Annotated in this window: 13 protein-coding genes; 2 read left to right on the top strand and 11 right to left on the bottom strand. The window is 63.0% G+C overall.

Annotated elements, in window-relative coordinates:
- The first annotated feature begins 54 nt into the window (after positions 1 to 54).
- Positions 55 to 993: an AraC family transcriptional regulator gene (locus ACYG9Y_RS27100; protein WP_023668685.1), complete on the top strand. Its 939-nt coding sequence runs from the start codon at positions 55 to 57 to the stop codon at positions 991 to 993.
- A 1,316-nt stretch (positions 994 to 2,309) separates the two neighbouring features.
- On the opposite strand, the gene recQ is transcribed toward ACYG9Y_RS27100, so the two are convergent.
- The 9 genes from recQ to uxaC form a co-directional block, all read right to left on the bottom strand.
- The gene (recQ, locus tag ACYG9Y_RS27095; protein WP_023737910.1) at positions 2,310 to 4,148 is read right to left on the bottom strand and encodes a DNA helicase RecQ; all 1,839 of its coding nucleotides are present in this window, start codon (positions 4,146 to 4,148) and stop codon (positions 2,310 to 2,312) included.
- A gap of 261 nt (positions 4,149 to 4,409) precedes the next feature.
- Positions 4,410 to 4,748, bottom strand: coding sequence for a cupin domain-containing protein (locus tag ACYG9Y_RS27090; protein WP_023684110.1), 339 nt, complete (start codon positions 4,746 to 4,748; stop codon positions 4,410 to 4,412).
- A 10-nt stretch (positions 4,749 to 4,758) separates the two neighbouring features.
- Positions 4,759 to 5,526, bottom strand: a complete 768-nt coding sequence (gene kduD / locus ACYG9Y_RS27085; protein ID WP_023684109.1) for a 2-dehydro-3-deoxy-D-gluconate 5-dehydrogenase KduD — start codon at positions 5,524 to 5,526, stop codon at positions 4,759 to 4,761.
- Positions 5,523 to 6,380: a 5-dehydro-4-deoxy-D-glucuronate isomerase gene (kduI, locus tag ACYG9Y_RS27080; RefSeq protein WP_023732977.1), complete on the bottom strand. Its 858-nt coding sequence runs from the start codon at positions 6,378 to 6,380 to the stop codon at positions 5,523 to 5,525. Before kduI ends, kduD begins: the two co-directional genes overlap by 4 nt.
- A 23-nt stretch (positions 6,381 to 6,403) precedes the next feature.
- The gene (locus ACYG9Y_RS27075) at positions 6,404 to 7,180 is read right to left on the bottom strand and encodes a FadR/GntR family transcriptional regulator (protein ID WP_023732976.1); all 777 of its coding nucleotides are present in this window, start codon (positions 7,178 to 7,180) and stop codon (positions 6,404 to 6,406) included.
- 38 nt (positions 7,181 to 7,218) lie between these two features.
- Entirely contained in the window at positions 7,219 to 8,499 is a 1,281-nt protein-coding gene (locus ACYG9Y_RS27070; protein WP_023684106.1) for a TRAP transporter large permease, read from the bottom strand.
- The gene (locus ACYG9Y_RS27065; RefSeq protein ID WP_023688890.1) at positions 8,500 to 9,063 is read right to left on the bottom strand and encodes a TRAP transporter small permease; all 564 of its coding nucleotides are present in this window, start codon (positions 9,061 to 9,063) and stop codon (positions 8,500 to 8,502) included. It abuts the gene before it with no gap.
- 70 nt (positions 9,064 to 9,133) lie between these two features.
- Positions 9,134 to 10,111: a TRAP transporter substrate-binding protein gene (locus ACYG9Y_RS27060; RefSeq protein ID WP_023684104.1), complete on the bottom strand. Its 978-nt coding sequence runs from the start codon at positions 10,109 to 10,111 to the stop codon at positions 9,134 to 9,136.
- 36 nt (positions 10,112 to 10,147) lie between these two features.
- On the bottom strand, positions 10,148 to 11,557 hold the full coding sequence (uxaC, locus tag ACYG9Y_RS27055; protein WP_023688889.1) for a glucuronate isomerase: 1,410 nt from the start codon (positions 11,555 to 11,557) through the stop codon (positions 10,148 to 10,150).
- Between the two features lie 175 nt (positions 11,558 to 11,732).
- Here uxaC and ACYG9Y_RS27050 point away from each other — a divergent pair, with 175 nt between their 5' ends.
- Positions 11,733 to 13,241, top strand: a complete 1,509-nt coding sequence (locus ACYG9Y_RS27050; protein WP_023715908.1) for a mannitol dehydrogenase family protein — start codon at positions 11,733 to 11,735, stop codon at positions 13,239 to 13,241.
- 28 nt (positions 13,242 to 13,269) lie between these two features.
- Here the strand turns inward: ACYG9Y_RS27050 and lepB are convergent, their stop codons facing one another.
- The gene (gene lepB / locus ACYG9Y_RS27045) at positions 13,270 to 14,016 is read right to left on the bottom strand and encodes a signal peptidase I (protein ID WP_032886549.1); all 747 of its coding nucleotides are present in this window, start codon (positions 14,014 to 14,016) and stop codon (positions 13,270 to 13,272) included.
- A 525-nt stretch (positions 14,017 to 14,541) separates the two neighbouring features.
- Positions 14,542 to 14,949 (bottom strand): F0F1 ATP synthase subunit epsilon, encoded by a 408-nt coding sequence (locus ACYG9Y_RS27040; RefSeq protein WP_023668674.1) that lies wholly within the window; start codon positions 14,947 to 14,949, stop codon positions 14,542 to 14,544.
- Between the last annotated feature and the right edge of the window lie 32 nt (positions 14,950 to 14,981).

Genomic DNA, 14,981 nt, shown 5'->3' with positions numbered 1-14,981 from the left:
ATACGATCTATACTGTAAAATCCGAGATATCTTCGCAATCGTCCGAGAACGCTCATGGATCCGCTGTCAGACGTGCTGTCGCTACTGAAGCCGCGCAATTACCTGTCGGCTGGGCTGGAAACCGGTGGCGACTGGGCGATCCAGTTCCCTGACCAGCAGGCCGCCATCAAATGCGGCGCCGTGGTGTCCGGCCGATGCTGGCTGTCGGTCGAGGGCGTCCCTGACGCGGTGCGGCTGGACGTGGGCGACTGCTTCCTGTTGCCGCGCGGCCGGCCTTTCCGCCTTGCCAGCGATCTCGGCCTGCCGACGGTCGATGCGCGAACGATCTTTTCACCGGCGCGGACCGGCGGCATCACCGTCCATAATGGCGGCGGCGATTTCCTCCTGGTCAGCAGTCGCTTCACGCTGTCCGGCGACCATGCCGGCATCCTGTTGCGGATGCTGCCGCCCATCGTCCATATCCGCGGCGAGAGCGACCATTCGGCGCTTCGCTGGCCGGTCGAGCGGATGATGCAGGAATTGCGCCAGCGGCGTCCCGGCGGCTTTCTCATCGTCGAGCACCTCGCCCACATGATCCTGATCGAGGCCTTGCGCCTGCATATGACGGCGCAAGGCAATGTCGGCTGGCTGTTCGCACTGACCGACAGGCAGATCGGCGCGGCGATCGGCGCCATGCACGAAGACCCGGCCCATGGCTGGACATTGCAGAAGCTGGCCGAGCGCGCCGGCATGTCGCGATCGACTTTTGCGCTCAGATTCAAGCAGACGGTCGGGGCCTCACCCCTGGATTATCTGACGCGCTGGCGCATGATGCTGGCCGGCGACCGGCTGATGCATTCCGGCGATCCGGTTTCCGTCATCGCCCTGGCGCTCGGCTACGAATCCGAAAGCGCCTTCAGCACGGCATTCAAGCGCGTCATGGGCTGTTCGCCGCGGCAGTACAGCCGCCGGGAGCCGGACCTGACTGCGCAGGCCGAACGCGAAGCCGCCTGAGGCGGCGATCCGATCGCCTTGATCACCTTGCCCTTAAAGGCTGTAGCGCGAACGAAACTCGGTGAACGACATCGCCAGATGGTTCTCGTCCACATGGCCGGTGATTCCGTCCACACTGCGCGAGTCGAGTTGTAGCGGGCGAGCCAGAGCGGACAATTGCCGAAGCCGCTCGGATTTCCCAGCGCGCTTCGACCGCTGCGGCCCTTCTGCTCAGATCGATCCCTTGCTTGCTCCATGGCATGCGCTTGACAATCGACTGATTCGCAACCCTTCGGGAATATAAGTATTTCTGTTAACTTAGGGATAATCGGCAGCAGGAACTAGATTTCAGACGCTCAATTGGCACGAGCAAAATCGCGTTTTTCATGCTTTCAGAATGACTTGCTCGCGTGCTGGCGGTTAACCGGCACCAACTTCTCCGATTTCCTTGCCTCTACGGCTGGGTAGCGCAATAGGGTTAATTGCGCGATTGCTAATATGCCTATATCTTAGGCGGCGCGGGGGCCTCATATCTCCCCGCAGTGGCCGGTGCGGTGAAGCCCCACAAGCATGCCCAACCTGCACCGGCCATTCCCTATGGCTGGGTATGGTCTTCGCGCTCGGCAACTTTTCCAAGAGCTTCCGTGAAGCCTCTAGGACGCGTCGCGTTTCGGCGATGGTCGATTGCAGGGAGTCCAGTTGGCTCTCCGCTCGGAGCTGGCTACGGCGGGCGCTTTCAATGAACTGGTGGTCAGGTTCCCACCGGTCTTTCATCAGGCTTAGCCTCTCTGCAGACGAACGAACTTGTCGAGATGCAGGCGTATCCGCTGGCCCTCAGCATAGGACAGCGCAAACGGTTCAATCACGAATGATCGGGTAATTTCCTGGTCTTCCTTGGCCACAGGAACGGACCATTCGCCGCCGGTTCGACCACTTCCACGCAAGGCAATGCTTTGCGGATTGGACCCACGTTTCCACCACAGCCTCTATACGAAAAGCAATGGTAACCTCGAGTTTTATACTCCCGTCGAAAGCGGGTTTTCAACAACAAAGATGGTCTGAATCATACCATTCGGCTCAGCGGATCGCGGCTGCCGACGTAGCGTCTCCAAGGCCGAGAAAACCGCCACCCGCGCGCAACAGCGGGTTTCCATAATCACGGCTACATCCGAGAATCGACCGCTTAGATTCAGGAATGTGTGGTTTGTCGTCACGGTTCCATACAATTTGGAAGGCCATTCCCCTACGGCAGGGTAGCGCCAAAATGAAAGGATAAGCGGGCGGGCAAGTTGAAGGCGTACTGATGCCGGATCGGGCTTTGGTCCAGCAACACCCTTTCAGCCTGGCGTCTCGGAAAGGTGCGCGGCAATGGCGCTGACAAAAATCGCGCCGAACTCCTTGAGCTTGGCGGCGCCGACGCCATTCACCCCGGCGAAATCGTCGAGGTCTTGCGGACGACGCTCGGCCATGTCGATCAGTGTACGATCCGAAAACACCACATAGGCCGGCACCTGGCGTTCCTTGGCCAGACGCAGCCGCAGCGTCTTGAGCGCCGCGAGCAGCGACGCATCTACATTTTCGCTCTGGGGGCTCTGCCCGGCGCGAGCCGCGCGGCGCGCGGCGCGCGTGCGCATCTCGACCTGATACTGGAACGGCACCTCGCCCCGGCCGAGTGCGTGGCCCTTGTCCGCGATGGCCAACCCGCCATGGCCGGCCGGGTCCGGCATCAGGAAACCGTTCGCGACCAGCTGGCGAATCATAGATTGCCAAAAATCCTTCTTGTGCGCGGCGCCATTGCCGAAGGCTGCCAGCCTGTGATGCCCCCTTGCCGCGATCTTTTCAGTCTCGTGGCCGATGAGGATGTCGATGACATGGCCGGCGCCGAAGCGCTCGCCGCTCTGCGCCACCGCCGCCAGGATGAGGCGCGCCTCGGCGGTGCCGTCGGTGCGCGGCGCCTGTTCCAGGCAATTGTCGCAATTGCCGCAAGGGACCGCCTCTTCACCGAAATAACCGAGCAGCACCTGGCGGCGGCACTCGGCCGTCTCGCAATAGCCGATCAGCGTATCGAGCCGGCCATGCGAGCGGCGCTTGTGCTCGACAGCGGCGTCCTCGTCGTCGATGAACATGCGGCGCATGCGGATATCGCCGAGGCCGTAAAGCATATGCGCCTCAGCCGCCCGCCCGTCACGACCGGCACGGCCGATCTCCTGGTAATAGGCTTCCAGGCTGCCGGGCAGATCGGTGTGGAAGACATACGCGACATCAGGCTTGTCGATCCCCATGCCGAAGGCGATGGTCGCCACCATGACGACGCCCGACAGGGTCATGAAGGCGTTTTGATTCGCATCGCGCGCCTCCTTGCTCATCCCGGCGTGATAGGCGAGCGCGGCGACGCCGTTCTTTTCGAGGAAGGCCGCCATCTCTTCGGTCTTCTTGCGCGACAGGCAATAGACGATGCCGCTACGCCCCTGATGGCGTTCGATGAAGTTGAGCAACTGCCGCTTGCTGTCCTGCTTGGGCTCGATAGCGAGCTTGATGTTGGGCCGGTCGAAGCCAAGCACCTGCGTTTCGACACGCCCGCCAAACAGCCGTGTCTCGATGTCTGCCCGCGTCGTCTCGTCCGCCGTCGCCGTCACCGCAATGATCGGTACGTCGGGAAAGATGCCACGCAGCTGCGACAGGTCTTCATATTCGCGCCGGAACGCCGGCCCCCACTGCGAAATGCAATGCGCCTCGTCGATGGCGATCAGGCTGACATCGAGCCTGGCAAGCGCATCCAGCATCCGCTCGGTCATCAGCCGTTCCGGCGCGAGGTAGAGCAGCCGCGTCTGGCCCGACGCGACGCGGCGCCATGCCGCGACATTGGCATCACGATCGATCGAGGAATTGATCGTATCGGCGGCGACGCCGGCGAGGCGCAGTGCCGCGACCTGATCCTGCATCAGCGCCACGAGCGGCGAAACGACAATGGTCAGCCCACCCTTGACCAGCGCCGGAACCTGGTAGCAAAGCGATTTGCCGGCACCCGTCGGCATGACCGCCAGCACGTGGCGGCCGCCAAGCAGTGCCTCCATCACTGCGGCCTGTCCGGGACGGAAATCGTCGAAACCGAACACGTCCTTGAGGACACGTCGTTTGGGATCGTGCGTCGGTACGCTCGTCGTCGATATCTGCATCACTGATGTTTTCGATCGGCCGCCCGAAGCAGCGGCGTGGACAGAACGATTAGCGCAGCCCCTGCGTGACCACAACAAGCAGCAGCAACACCCCACCGGCGATCGACCTGGTTGGCATCGTTAAACCTATCTTCACCATGTTGCGGCACCGTCAAACCCTGCGGCGATGTTTCGAGTACCGCTGCGCCACGAGCGCACAGGCAACAGCCCGCGCCTCCCCAGGAGGCGCGGGTTTCCTGTTTCTGGAATTGCCGAAAAGGTTCAGGCCAGGAAATCGGCGCGGTGCGGGGTAAAGCTGTCGACCAGGCGCCCGGCCTCCAGCGCCTTGACGCCGTGCACCAGATTGGACGGCACGATGAAGCTGCCGCCGGTCTCGATGGTCGCGGTGCGGCCGTCGATGGTCACCTCGAAGCGACCTTCGGCGACATAGCTGGCCTGGACATGCGGGTGCGAATGCAGTGCGCCGACGCCGCCCTTGTCGAAGCCGAACTCGACCATCATCAGCTCATCGGTGGAGACGAGAACGCGGCGTCTGTTGCCGTCCGGCGTCGGCGTCCAGGCGCTCTCGCCGGGCTGTGCGAAAATCTTGGCTTCAATCATGACCATCTCCTCATCGCGCCAGCCAGCCGCCGTCCACGGGAACCACCGCGCCATGCATATAGTCGGACGCTGGCGCCAGCAGGAACACGGCGGCATCGCCTATGTCTTCCGGCCCGCCCCAACGTCCCGCCGGGATGCGTGCCAGGATGGCAGCACTGCGGTCGGGATCGGCGCGCAACGCCTCGGTGTTGTTGGTTTCGATATAGCCGGGCGCAATGGCGTTGACGTTGATGCCTTTTGCCGCCCATTCGCAGGCAAGCAGCCGGGTTATGCCGAGCGCGCCATGTTTCGACGCGGTGTAGGACGCGACACGAATACCGCCCTGGAAACTCAGCACCGAGGCGATGTTGACGATCTTGCCGCGCTGCCCGGAATCGGCCAGCACGCGCCTGGCAAAACCCTGGCTGAGGAAGAACAGCGTCTTCAGATTGACGTCGATGACGTCGTCCCAATCGGCCTCGGAGAAATCGACCGCATCGGCGCGGCGGATGATGCCGGCATTGTTGACCAGCCCGTCGATCGGGCCGGTCTTCTCCCACACCTGGTCGAGCATGGCCTTGGCGGCAACATGATCGGCAAGATCGCATCGCACCGCCTCGAACTGGCCACCGGCTTCCGCGACTTGTCTTTCCGTGTCGTCCATCGCCGAGCGGCCGACACCGATGACGGTGCCGCCGGCGCGCGCGATCGAGACGGCGATGCCTTGGCCGATGCCGGTGTTCGCGCCGGTGACCAGGATACGCTTGCCGGCCAGGCTGAAGGAGGAAGGGCCGCTCAACGCAATTCACCCAGCGGCACCGGGTCGACATCGGTGTAGTCGACATTGTCGCCGGCCATCGCCCAGATGAAGGCATAGTTCGAGGTGCCGGCCCCCGAATGGATCGACCAGCCCGGCGACAGCACCGCCTCCTCGTTAGCCATCACCAGATGCCGCGTTTCGTCCGGCTCGCCCATGAAATGGAAGACGCGCGCCGTCTCCGGCAGGTCGAAATAGAGATAGGCCTCCATGCGCCGGTCATGCACATGGCAAGGCATGGTGTTCCACACCGAGCCCGGCGCCAGCTGCGTCATGCCGACGACCAGCTGGCAGGTCTTGACGCCATCGGCATGGATGAACTGGAAGATCGAGCGCTCATTGCAGGTTTCCTTGCTGCCGAGGTCGAGCCGCTTGGCGTCGCCGATGCGGATCAGCCGGTTGGGATGGGTGTGATGCGCCGGGGCGCTGAGCAGATAGAATTTGGCCGGCGCTGCCTTGTCGGCCGACGCGAACGACACGTCGGTGCTGCCCATGCCGAGATAGAGCATGTCACGTGCCTGCAACTGGTGGGTCTCGCCATTTGCCGTCACCGAGCCGGCGCCGCCGATGTTGACGATGATCAGCTCGCGGCGGTCGAGAAAATTCTTGGTCCCCGTCGGCTTGATCGCCTCCAGCGGCAGCGCTGTCCCTTCCGGCACGGCGCCGCCAACGATCATGCGGTCATAATGGGTGTAGGTCAGGCTGATGCGTCCCTGCTGGAACAGGTCGTCAATATGGAAATTGTGACGCAGTTCGTCGGTGCCCATGGAAGCAGCGGCGACCGGGTCGATGGCGAAACGCGAGGTGAAATCGGTATGCGGGTGACTTTGAGTCATTGCTGCTCCAGCTGAATGAATGGCTATTTGGTTGCCGACGCCTTGACCGAGTCGGCGTAGTAGACCTGGCGGGCGTGCAGCCGCTCGCGGTAGCGCTCTTGGCTGGCGGTTAGATGAGCGCGCATCGCCTCGCGCGCGGCTTCGGCGTCGCCTGAGGTGATCGCATTCAGGATCACCAGATGCTCGCGTTGCAGCCCTCGCTGATAGCAGTCGGATTGCACCAGTTCGGTCGACCAGGGCGAGGTCACGTCGCAAGGAATGGCGCGGCGTCCGAGCACATCGAGCATCTCGACATAGAACGGGTTGTTGGTGGCGCTGGCGATTGCCCGGTGGAAGGCGAGATCGGCCGGACCGGTCGGCTCGCTGTTGAGAAGCAGCCGTTCGAATTCGAAGAACGCTTCCTGGATCGCTGCTTCCTGCGCGGCGTTGCGGCGAATGGCGGCGAGCCCGGCCGATTCGATTTCGACGGCCAGGCGCACTTCGAGCACATTGAGCGCGATGGAATCCTTGCTGCCCATGTCGGCGGCGAGCGCGCCGAACATCGTTGAGATGTGCTCGGTGACGAACACGCCTGCGCCCTGGCGCGCCTCGACCAGCCCGTCGGCGGCGAGCTTGGCCAGCGCTTCGCGGATGACGGTGCGGCTGACGCCGAAGGTCTCGGTCAGTTGTCCTTCGGTCGGCAATTTGTGGCCGGGCAGGATCTCGCCCGCCTGCAGCTGCTTGCGGATCGCTGCGACGACGGTCTCCGACAGTTTGGGTTTTCTCTCGACCCTGAGATCAACAGCGCTATCCGATGCCATATCGCACCCCTGTTTGAAGACGTCTATTTGAAGACGCCCTATTTGAACACGCTCGGCAACCAGAGCGAAATCGCCGGAATATAGGTCACCAGCCCCAGGACCACGATGCCCGCGCCATAGAACGGCCAGATCGAGCGCATCGCTTCCCAGACCGTAATCTTGCCGACGGCACAGGCGACGAACTGCACCGTGCCGACCGGTGGCGTGTTGAGCCCAATGCCGAGATTGAGGATGGTGATGACGCCGAAATGCACGGGGTCGACGCCGTAATGGGTGACCAGCGGCAGGAAGATCGGCGTGCAGATGATGATCATCGGCCCCATGTCCATGAAGGTGCCGAGCAGCAGCATCAAGACGTTGAGCAGAAGCAGCACCACCAGCGGATCGGTGGAGATGGCGTTCATGCCTGCGATCAGCAGCACCGGCACTTTGAGATAGGCCATCAGCCAGCTGAACGAGGCCGCCGTGCCGATGATCAGCAGCACCATTGAGGTCGTGCGCACCGCGCCCTTTGTGGCATGGACGAAATCGCCCCAGGCCATCGACCGGTAGACGAAGACGGTGACCAGCAAGGCGTAGATGATGGCGATGCAGGAGCTTTCCGTCGCCGTGAAAATGCCCGAGCGAACGCCGCCGAAGATGATGCCGATAAGCAGAAGTCCGGGGATGGCGATGACCGCCAGCTGGCCGACACGCGAGAAGCCGGGAAAGGCCTCGACCGGGTAGCCGCGGCTGCGGGCGACGAAATAGGCAGTGACCATCAGCGAAGCGGCGAACAGCAGGCCAGGCAGGATACCGGCGGTGAACAGGTCGGCGATCGAAATCTTGCCGCCGCCGGCGATCGAATAGATGATCATGTTCTGCGACGGCGGCAGAAGCAGCGCGATCAGCGCCGCCATCGAGGTCACGTTGACGGCGTAGTCGGCGCCGTAGCCGCGCGCTTTCATCTGCGGGATCATCAGCCCGCCGACGGCAGCGGCTTCCGCCACAGCCGAGCCGGAAATGCCGCCGAACAACGTCGCGGCGATGATGTTGACCTGACCGAGCCCCCCGCGGACATGACCGACCAGCGAGCCGGCAAAGGAAACGATGCGCTGCGCGATGCCGCCGCGCACCATCAGGTCGCCCGCAAAGATGAAGAACGGGATCGCCATCAGTGAGAACGCCGACATGCCCGACTTCAATTGCTGGAACACCACCAGGGGCGGCAGGCCGAGATAAAGCACGGTGGCGAAGGACGCCGCACCCAGGCAAAAGGCGATCGGCGTGCCGGCAAACATCAAAAGCGTGAAGACGCCAAACAGGATCCAGAGTTCCATCTAGGCCTCCTGCACGGCCGGCATTTCCGGCACTTCCTCGAGATTGATATCCTTGTCGATGTCGGCGCCGGACCAGCGCAGCACGATGCGTTCGGCCGAGAACAGGCAGATCAGAAAGCCGCCGGCGACCAGCGGCAGATAGTCGAAACCGCCGGGAAGCTCGAGCGCCGGGATGATGGTCCGCCAGGTCAGCCCGACCAGCTTGCAGCCGTACCAGACCATGCCGAAGCCGAAGCCGAACGCGATCAGGTCGGACAGGGTGCGCAGCGCCCACTTGCTGCCCTTGGGCAGGATGTAGAGCAGCACGTCGAAGCCCATATGGTAATTCTCGCGCACGCCGACGGCAGCGCCCAGGAAAATGAACCAGTTCATCAGCATGATGGCGGTGACTTCGGTCCAGCTCGGTGACGCGTTGAGCACGAAGCGGGAAAACACCTGGTAGGCAACAAGCGCGGTCATGGCGACCATCCCGATGCCCGCGAGATAGAGCGCACCGTCGCAAATCTTCGAAAGCACCGCGCTGAAGCGCGGTGGCGCTCCGCTCCTGGCCGTTCCCGCAGTCATCCGATCCTCCCGGTCTTTCCGTCCCCTAAAAGCGATTGGCGGGGCGGCGCCATGCCGCCCCGCCAGAAAATCACTTGGTCGCCTGGATGCGCGTCGCGAGGTCCTTGAGCTCCGGCGTCTTCAGATACTTGTCGTAGACCGGCTTCATCGCATCGATCAGCGGCTGCTTGTCGATCTCGCTGACCTTGACGCCGGCCTTCTCGACGATCTCTCGCGACTTCTTCTCCTGCGCGTCCCACAATTCGCGCATCTTGACGACGCTATCCTTGGCCGCCTGCTTGACGATCGCCTGGTCTTCCGGCGTCAGTCTGTCCCAGCTCGATTTCGACATCACCAGCACTTCCGGCACGATCTGGTGCTGGTCGACGGTATAGTGCTTGGCGACTTCGTAGTGCTTGGCGGATTCGAAGCTGGGCCAGTTGTTCTCGGCGCCGTCGATGACACCGGTTTCGAGCGCCGAATAGACCTCGCCATACGCCATCGGCGTGGCATTTGCGCCAAGCGCGTTGACCATATCGACGAACACGTCGGACTGGATGACGCGGAACTTCATGCCTTTCAGATCGGCGATCGAGGTGATGTCCTTCTTGGTGTTGTAGAAGGAACGGGCGCCGGAATCGTAGAAGGCAAGGCCGACCAGATCATGCGTCTCGAAGGCCTTGAGGATCTCGTCGCCGATCGGCCCGTCCATGACATGGCGCATGTGCTCGACCGAACGGAACATGTAGGGCAGCGACGGCACCGCGGTTTCCGGCACGATGCCGTTGAACGGACCCATCGAGACGCGGTTCAGATCGATGACACCGGTCTGCGTCTGCTCGATCGTGTCCTTTTCCTCGCCGAGCTGCGCCGAATGATAGACCTCGACCGAATAGCGGCCGGCGGTGCGCTCCTTGATGAGCTCGCCGAGATATTTGACCGCCTCGACAGTCGGATACCCGTCCGGATGGGTGTCGGCCGAGCGCAGTACGGTCTGGGCGCCGGCAACGCCGATCATCAGCGAGCCGAAGGCGAATGTGGCTGCCATCAGTTTTGAAAAATGCAACATGACTGTCTTCCTCCCTTAAAATTCCACGCGCCCGGCTCACAGCCGGTACGCCTTCTTGGCAAGCGTGTAGGCAAGCTCCCGCGCCAGCTCATGCGCCTCGTCCTCACGCAGCCGGTGCTCGGCGACGAGACGGGCGAGAAAGGCGCAGTCAACCCGGCGCGCCACATCGTGGCGGGCGGGTATGGATGGAAAGGCGCGGGTGTCGTCGTTGAAACCGACAGTGTTGTAGAAGCCGGCGGTCTCGGTGGTCATCTCGCGGAACCGGCGCATGCCTTCCGGACTGTCATGGAACCACCAGGCAGGCCCGAGCTTCAGCGCCGGATAGACGCCGGCAAGCGGCGCCAGTTCACGCGCGTAGCTGGTCTCGTCGAGCGTGAACAGGATGATGGAGAGGTCGCGCTCCAGCCCGACGCAGTCGAGCAAGGGTTTGAGCGCCGCGGCATAGTCGGTGCGGGTCGGAATATCGAAGCCCTTGTCGCGGCCGAATTTTTGGAAAACACCAGGCGAGTGGTTGCGCCATGAGCCGGGATGGATCTGCATGACCAGCCCGTCGTCGCGGCTCATCTTGGCCATTTCGGTCAGCATCTGGGCGCGAAACAGTTTGCGCTCGCGCTCGTCGTCCGAGCCGCGGCGGATGCGGTTGAACAGCTCTTCCGCCGCCGCATCGGAAAGATTGGCGGTCTCGGCCGTCGGATGGCCGTGATCCGACGAGGTTGCGCCGAAACTTTTGAAGAAGGCGCGGCGCTGGCGATGCGCGTCCAGATAGCCGGCCCATGTGCCGGTGTCGCAGCCGGCGATCTCGCCCAGGCGATCGAGATTGGCAGAAAATCCTTCGAAGTCGGGATCGACGACGGCATCCGGCCTGTAGGCAGTGACGACGCGGCCCTGCCAGCCGCTGTCGCGGATCGTCTTGTGCCATTGGAGATCGTCGAGTGCGCCCTCGGTCGTCGCGATGACCTCGATGTTGAAGCGCTCGAACAGCGCGCGTGGGCGATAATCGTCGCGCTGCAAAAGCGCCGCGATGGTGTCGTAATGGCGGCTAGCGGTGCTGGCGTTGAGCGGCTCTTCGATGCCGAACAGATGCTCGAGCACATGGTCGAGCCACAACCGCGTCGGCGTGCCGCGGAAGAGGTAATAGTGCTCGGCGAAGCGCCGCCAGATCGCCCTGGGATCGGTCTCGACCGGCGAGCCGTCGAGGGTCGGGACGCCGAGATCTTCCAGCCGCACGCCCTGGCTGAACAGCATACGGAAAATGTAGTGGTCGGGCACCACCAGCAATTGCGCGGGATCGGGGAATGGCTCGTTGAGCGCATACCAACGCGGATCGGTGTGGCCGTGCGGGCTGATGATCGGCAGGTCCTTGATGCCGGCATGGAGATCGCGCGCGATCGACAGCGCGCGCCCTTCGGCGGCAAAAAGCAGATCCGGATCGGTCAGTCCCGCCACGTCGTTCCTCCCAGGGGCGATATCGGTAGGATTGGAAAGAAATAATGTCAACATACAAAAACTGGATTGTTGTATGATGACTTTTAACCGGCGTCAGGTCATTGTGCGGCGGAAGAGCGGATGTTAGGCCGCTAGCAGATCCCGCCCCGCTCACCATCCAGCGACAAGCCGCGCCATGACCAGCAGACGCCTTTCCAACGCAACAGTGCAATCCTTGCCGGCCTCGGTCGCGGTCCCCCCCTATGATCGCGCCAGTGTCGCCCCAGGCATCGTCCATCTCGGCGTTGGAGCCTTCCACCGTGCCCATCAGGCCGCCTATGTCGATGACTGCCTGGCGGCCGGCGAGACCGGCTGGGGCATTGTCGGCGTCTCGCTGCGCAGCCCCGACACGCGCCATGCGCTGACGCCACAGGACGGGCTCTACACGCTGGCGGTGCGCGGCAGCGATGGCGAAGCGCTGCACATTATCGGCTCGATCCAGTCGATGCTGGTCGCGCCGGAAGACCCCGGCGCGGTGCTGGCCGCGCTGACCGACCCGCGCACCCGCATCGTCACCCTGACCATCACCGAAAAGGCCTATCTCAGGGCCGCCGACGGCAGCCTCGACGAAAACCATCCCGATATCGTCCACGATCTGGGCAATCCCGGATCTCCCAGGACAGCGCATGGATTCCTGGCGGAAGCGCTGGTGCGACGCCGGGCCGCCGGCACGCCGCCCTTCACCGTGCTGTGCTGCGACAACCTTCCGGCCAATGGCGCCACGCTGCACCGGCTGCTGGTCGGGTTTGCAAAACTGCGCGATGCCGGCGCTGCTGCTTCAGGCGACGCTGCCCTCGCCGGTCATATAGCCGATGACGTTGCATTCCCATCGAGCATGGTCGACCGCATCGTGCCGGCAACCACCGATGCCGACCGGGCGCGCATCGCGGTCGAACTCGGCCTCGAGGACGCCTGGCCGGTGATGACCGAACCGTTCCGGCAATGGGTGATCGAAAACAGGTTTCCAGCCGGCCGCCCGGCCTGGGAGAAATTCGGCGTCACCATGGTCGAGGATGTCCGGCCGTTCGAGGACATGAAGCTTCGGCTGCTCAACGGCGCCCATTCGGGCATCGCCTATATCGGCCTGCTCAGCGGCCACGTCACCGTCGACCGCGCCTTCGCGGATCCCGCGATCCGCGCGTTCGTCGACCGGCTCTGGGCCGAGGCCATCCCGACATTGCCTGGGGATGCCGGGCTCGACACGTCAGCCTATACGGCCGAACTTGCCGAACGTTTCTCCAACACCGCGCTGGCCCACCGCACCGCGCAGATCGCCAATGACGGCAGCCAGAAATTGCCGCAGCGCATTGTCGCTACCGCCATCGAGTGCATCCAGGCCGGCCTGGTCCCGGAGCATCTGACGCTGGTGATCGCCGCCTGGATCGCCGCCTGCGAGGCGCGCGGCAAGGACCTGCCGGAAGCCCACTTTACCGATCCGCTCGACGCGGCGCTGGCGGCGCTCGACGAACGACGGATGCTGGAACGAGTAGCGGCGGTGTTCGACTGGGCCGGCTTCGCCAGTGGCAAGCCCGAGCGGCAGACGCTGATCGAACTGGTCGCCGCTCATCGCGAGCATATCCTGCAAGGCGGGATCGTGCTTGCGCTCTCAGCGCTCGGCATACCGGAGCCGACAAACGTAGGCTGAAGCTGGTCCGGAACCGCCCATTTCAAGCCTATTGTCCCGCCGGAGCGTCCAGCCTCTGCCGCGACGAATACTCCGTGCCTTGCGAATTCCAGAACAGTCGCACTGCCTTGCCGACCAGGTTTTCGGCAGGAACGAAGCCGACACTGAGCCGGCTATCGGAGGAATTATCCCTGTTGTCGCCAAGCGCGAAATAGTGGCCTTCGGGCACGTCGAACACCCGTGTGTTGTCGGTTGTTGAATTGTCCGTAAGACTGATGACGGAATAGGAAACGCCGTTGGGGAGGGTTTCACGTTGCAGTCTGGCGCTTTGGGGAGAGTCCTCGGAGCTGTACGGACCAACATCCTCGAGTTTGACCGCCACACCATTGATGCGAAGGATTCCGTCGACCATCTGGATTTTGTCGCCCGGCAGTCCAACGACCCGCTTGACGTAGTCGATGCTCGGATCCGCTGGAAATTTGAACACCACAATATCTCCGCGCTTCGGCTCGGCGGCAAAGATCCGGCCTTCGAAGGGCAGCAGCCCAAGAGGAACACTGTAGCGACTGTAACCATAGGCAAACTTCGAGACGAAGAAATAGTCGCCGAGTTCCAGCGTTGGTGTCATGCTGCCTGCCGGGGTCGAAAACGGCTGGAAGAGGAATGTGCGGATCGCTAACGCGGCTCCGTAGGAGGTCAGCACGGCCAACAGCAGCACCGAAAGGCCGTGTGAATACCACCGGTTCGGTCTGTATCGTGACGCGAAAGGCACGACGAGCGCTACCCACAGGACCATGAGACCTAAACTGGAGAGATCCACCAGCCAGGCGAGATCGACCCCCGGCAGAACCGGGAATCCCTCATATGTCAGCGCAATGCTTATGGCGCTGATCACCACCAGGCTGGCAACCGCCGGCCGGCCGGCGCCGATCCAAAGGAACCCGCCGAACGGACCGCCAAAGGCCGCGATCAGCGCCGTCGTCCACCGGGATCGCGAGGCCGCTTCCGGTTGCGTTGTCTGTTCCGTCATCGGCCACCCCAAATCGATAGACAGCCGGACTGTCGAACAACCAGAAAGCAGGGGCAAGCCCCGATCCGACTGTACCGCCGCAGCCAAATCGCGGTTCCGCCGGCGCCATCGCCTAATACAAGCTCATCTCGCCCTGACTGGCAGCCGGCATGCCGCCACCCGATCTGATCATGCTGGCTGCCCGCCCTGAAATCCCGCCAAGGCCCTGCGCCTATGCGAGACGATCCAGGATGGCGGCCGCAACAAAAAAGCCGGGCTGAGCCCGGCCTTTTCTTCAAGTCATTCTGCGGCTTACGCCGGCAGCAGCGCGCCTTCGAGCGTGGTAAGCTGGCTAAGGAACTGCTCCGCCTTGCTGCGGGACTGATCGTCCTTGGCGTCGGCGGCGTCTTCCTTGGCTTCCTGGATGCGGCGGGCGAGATCGGCGCGGTCGATATCGCCGACAGCAACCGCCGATTCGGCCAGCAGCGTGCAACCGGCCGGAACGATGTCGGCAAAGCCGCCGAACACCACATAGCGCTCTTCCTTGCCGCCGGCGGTCTTCAGCGTGACGACGCCCGGCTTGATCGTGGTCATGACCGGCGCATGGTGCGCCATGACTGTCATTTCACCTTCGGCGCCTGGAATGACGACGGACTCGACCTGCTCGGAAACCAGGAGGCGCTCCGGCGAGACCAGTTCGAACTTGAAAGCTTCAGCCATGTCAATTTAGTGAGTAGGGAATAGTGAGTAGG

It is taken from the genome of Mesorhizobium sp. W050 (assembly GCF_054719535.1).
This window is presented reverse-complemented; position numbering and strand designations above follow the sequence as displayed.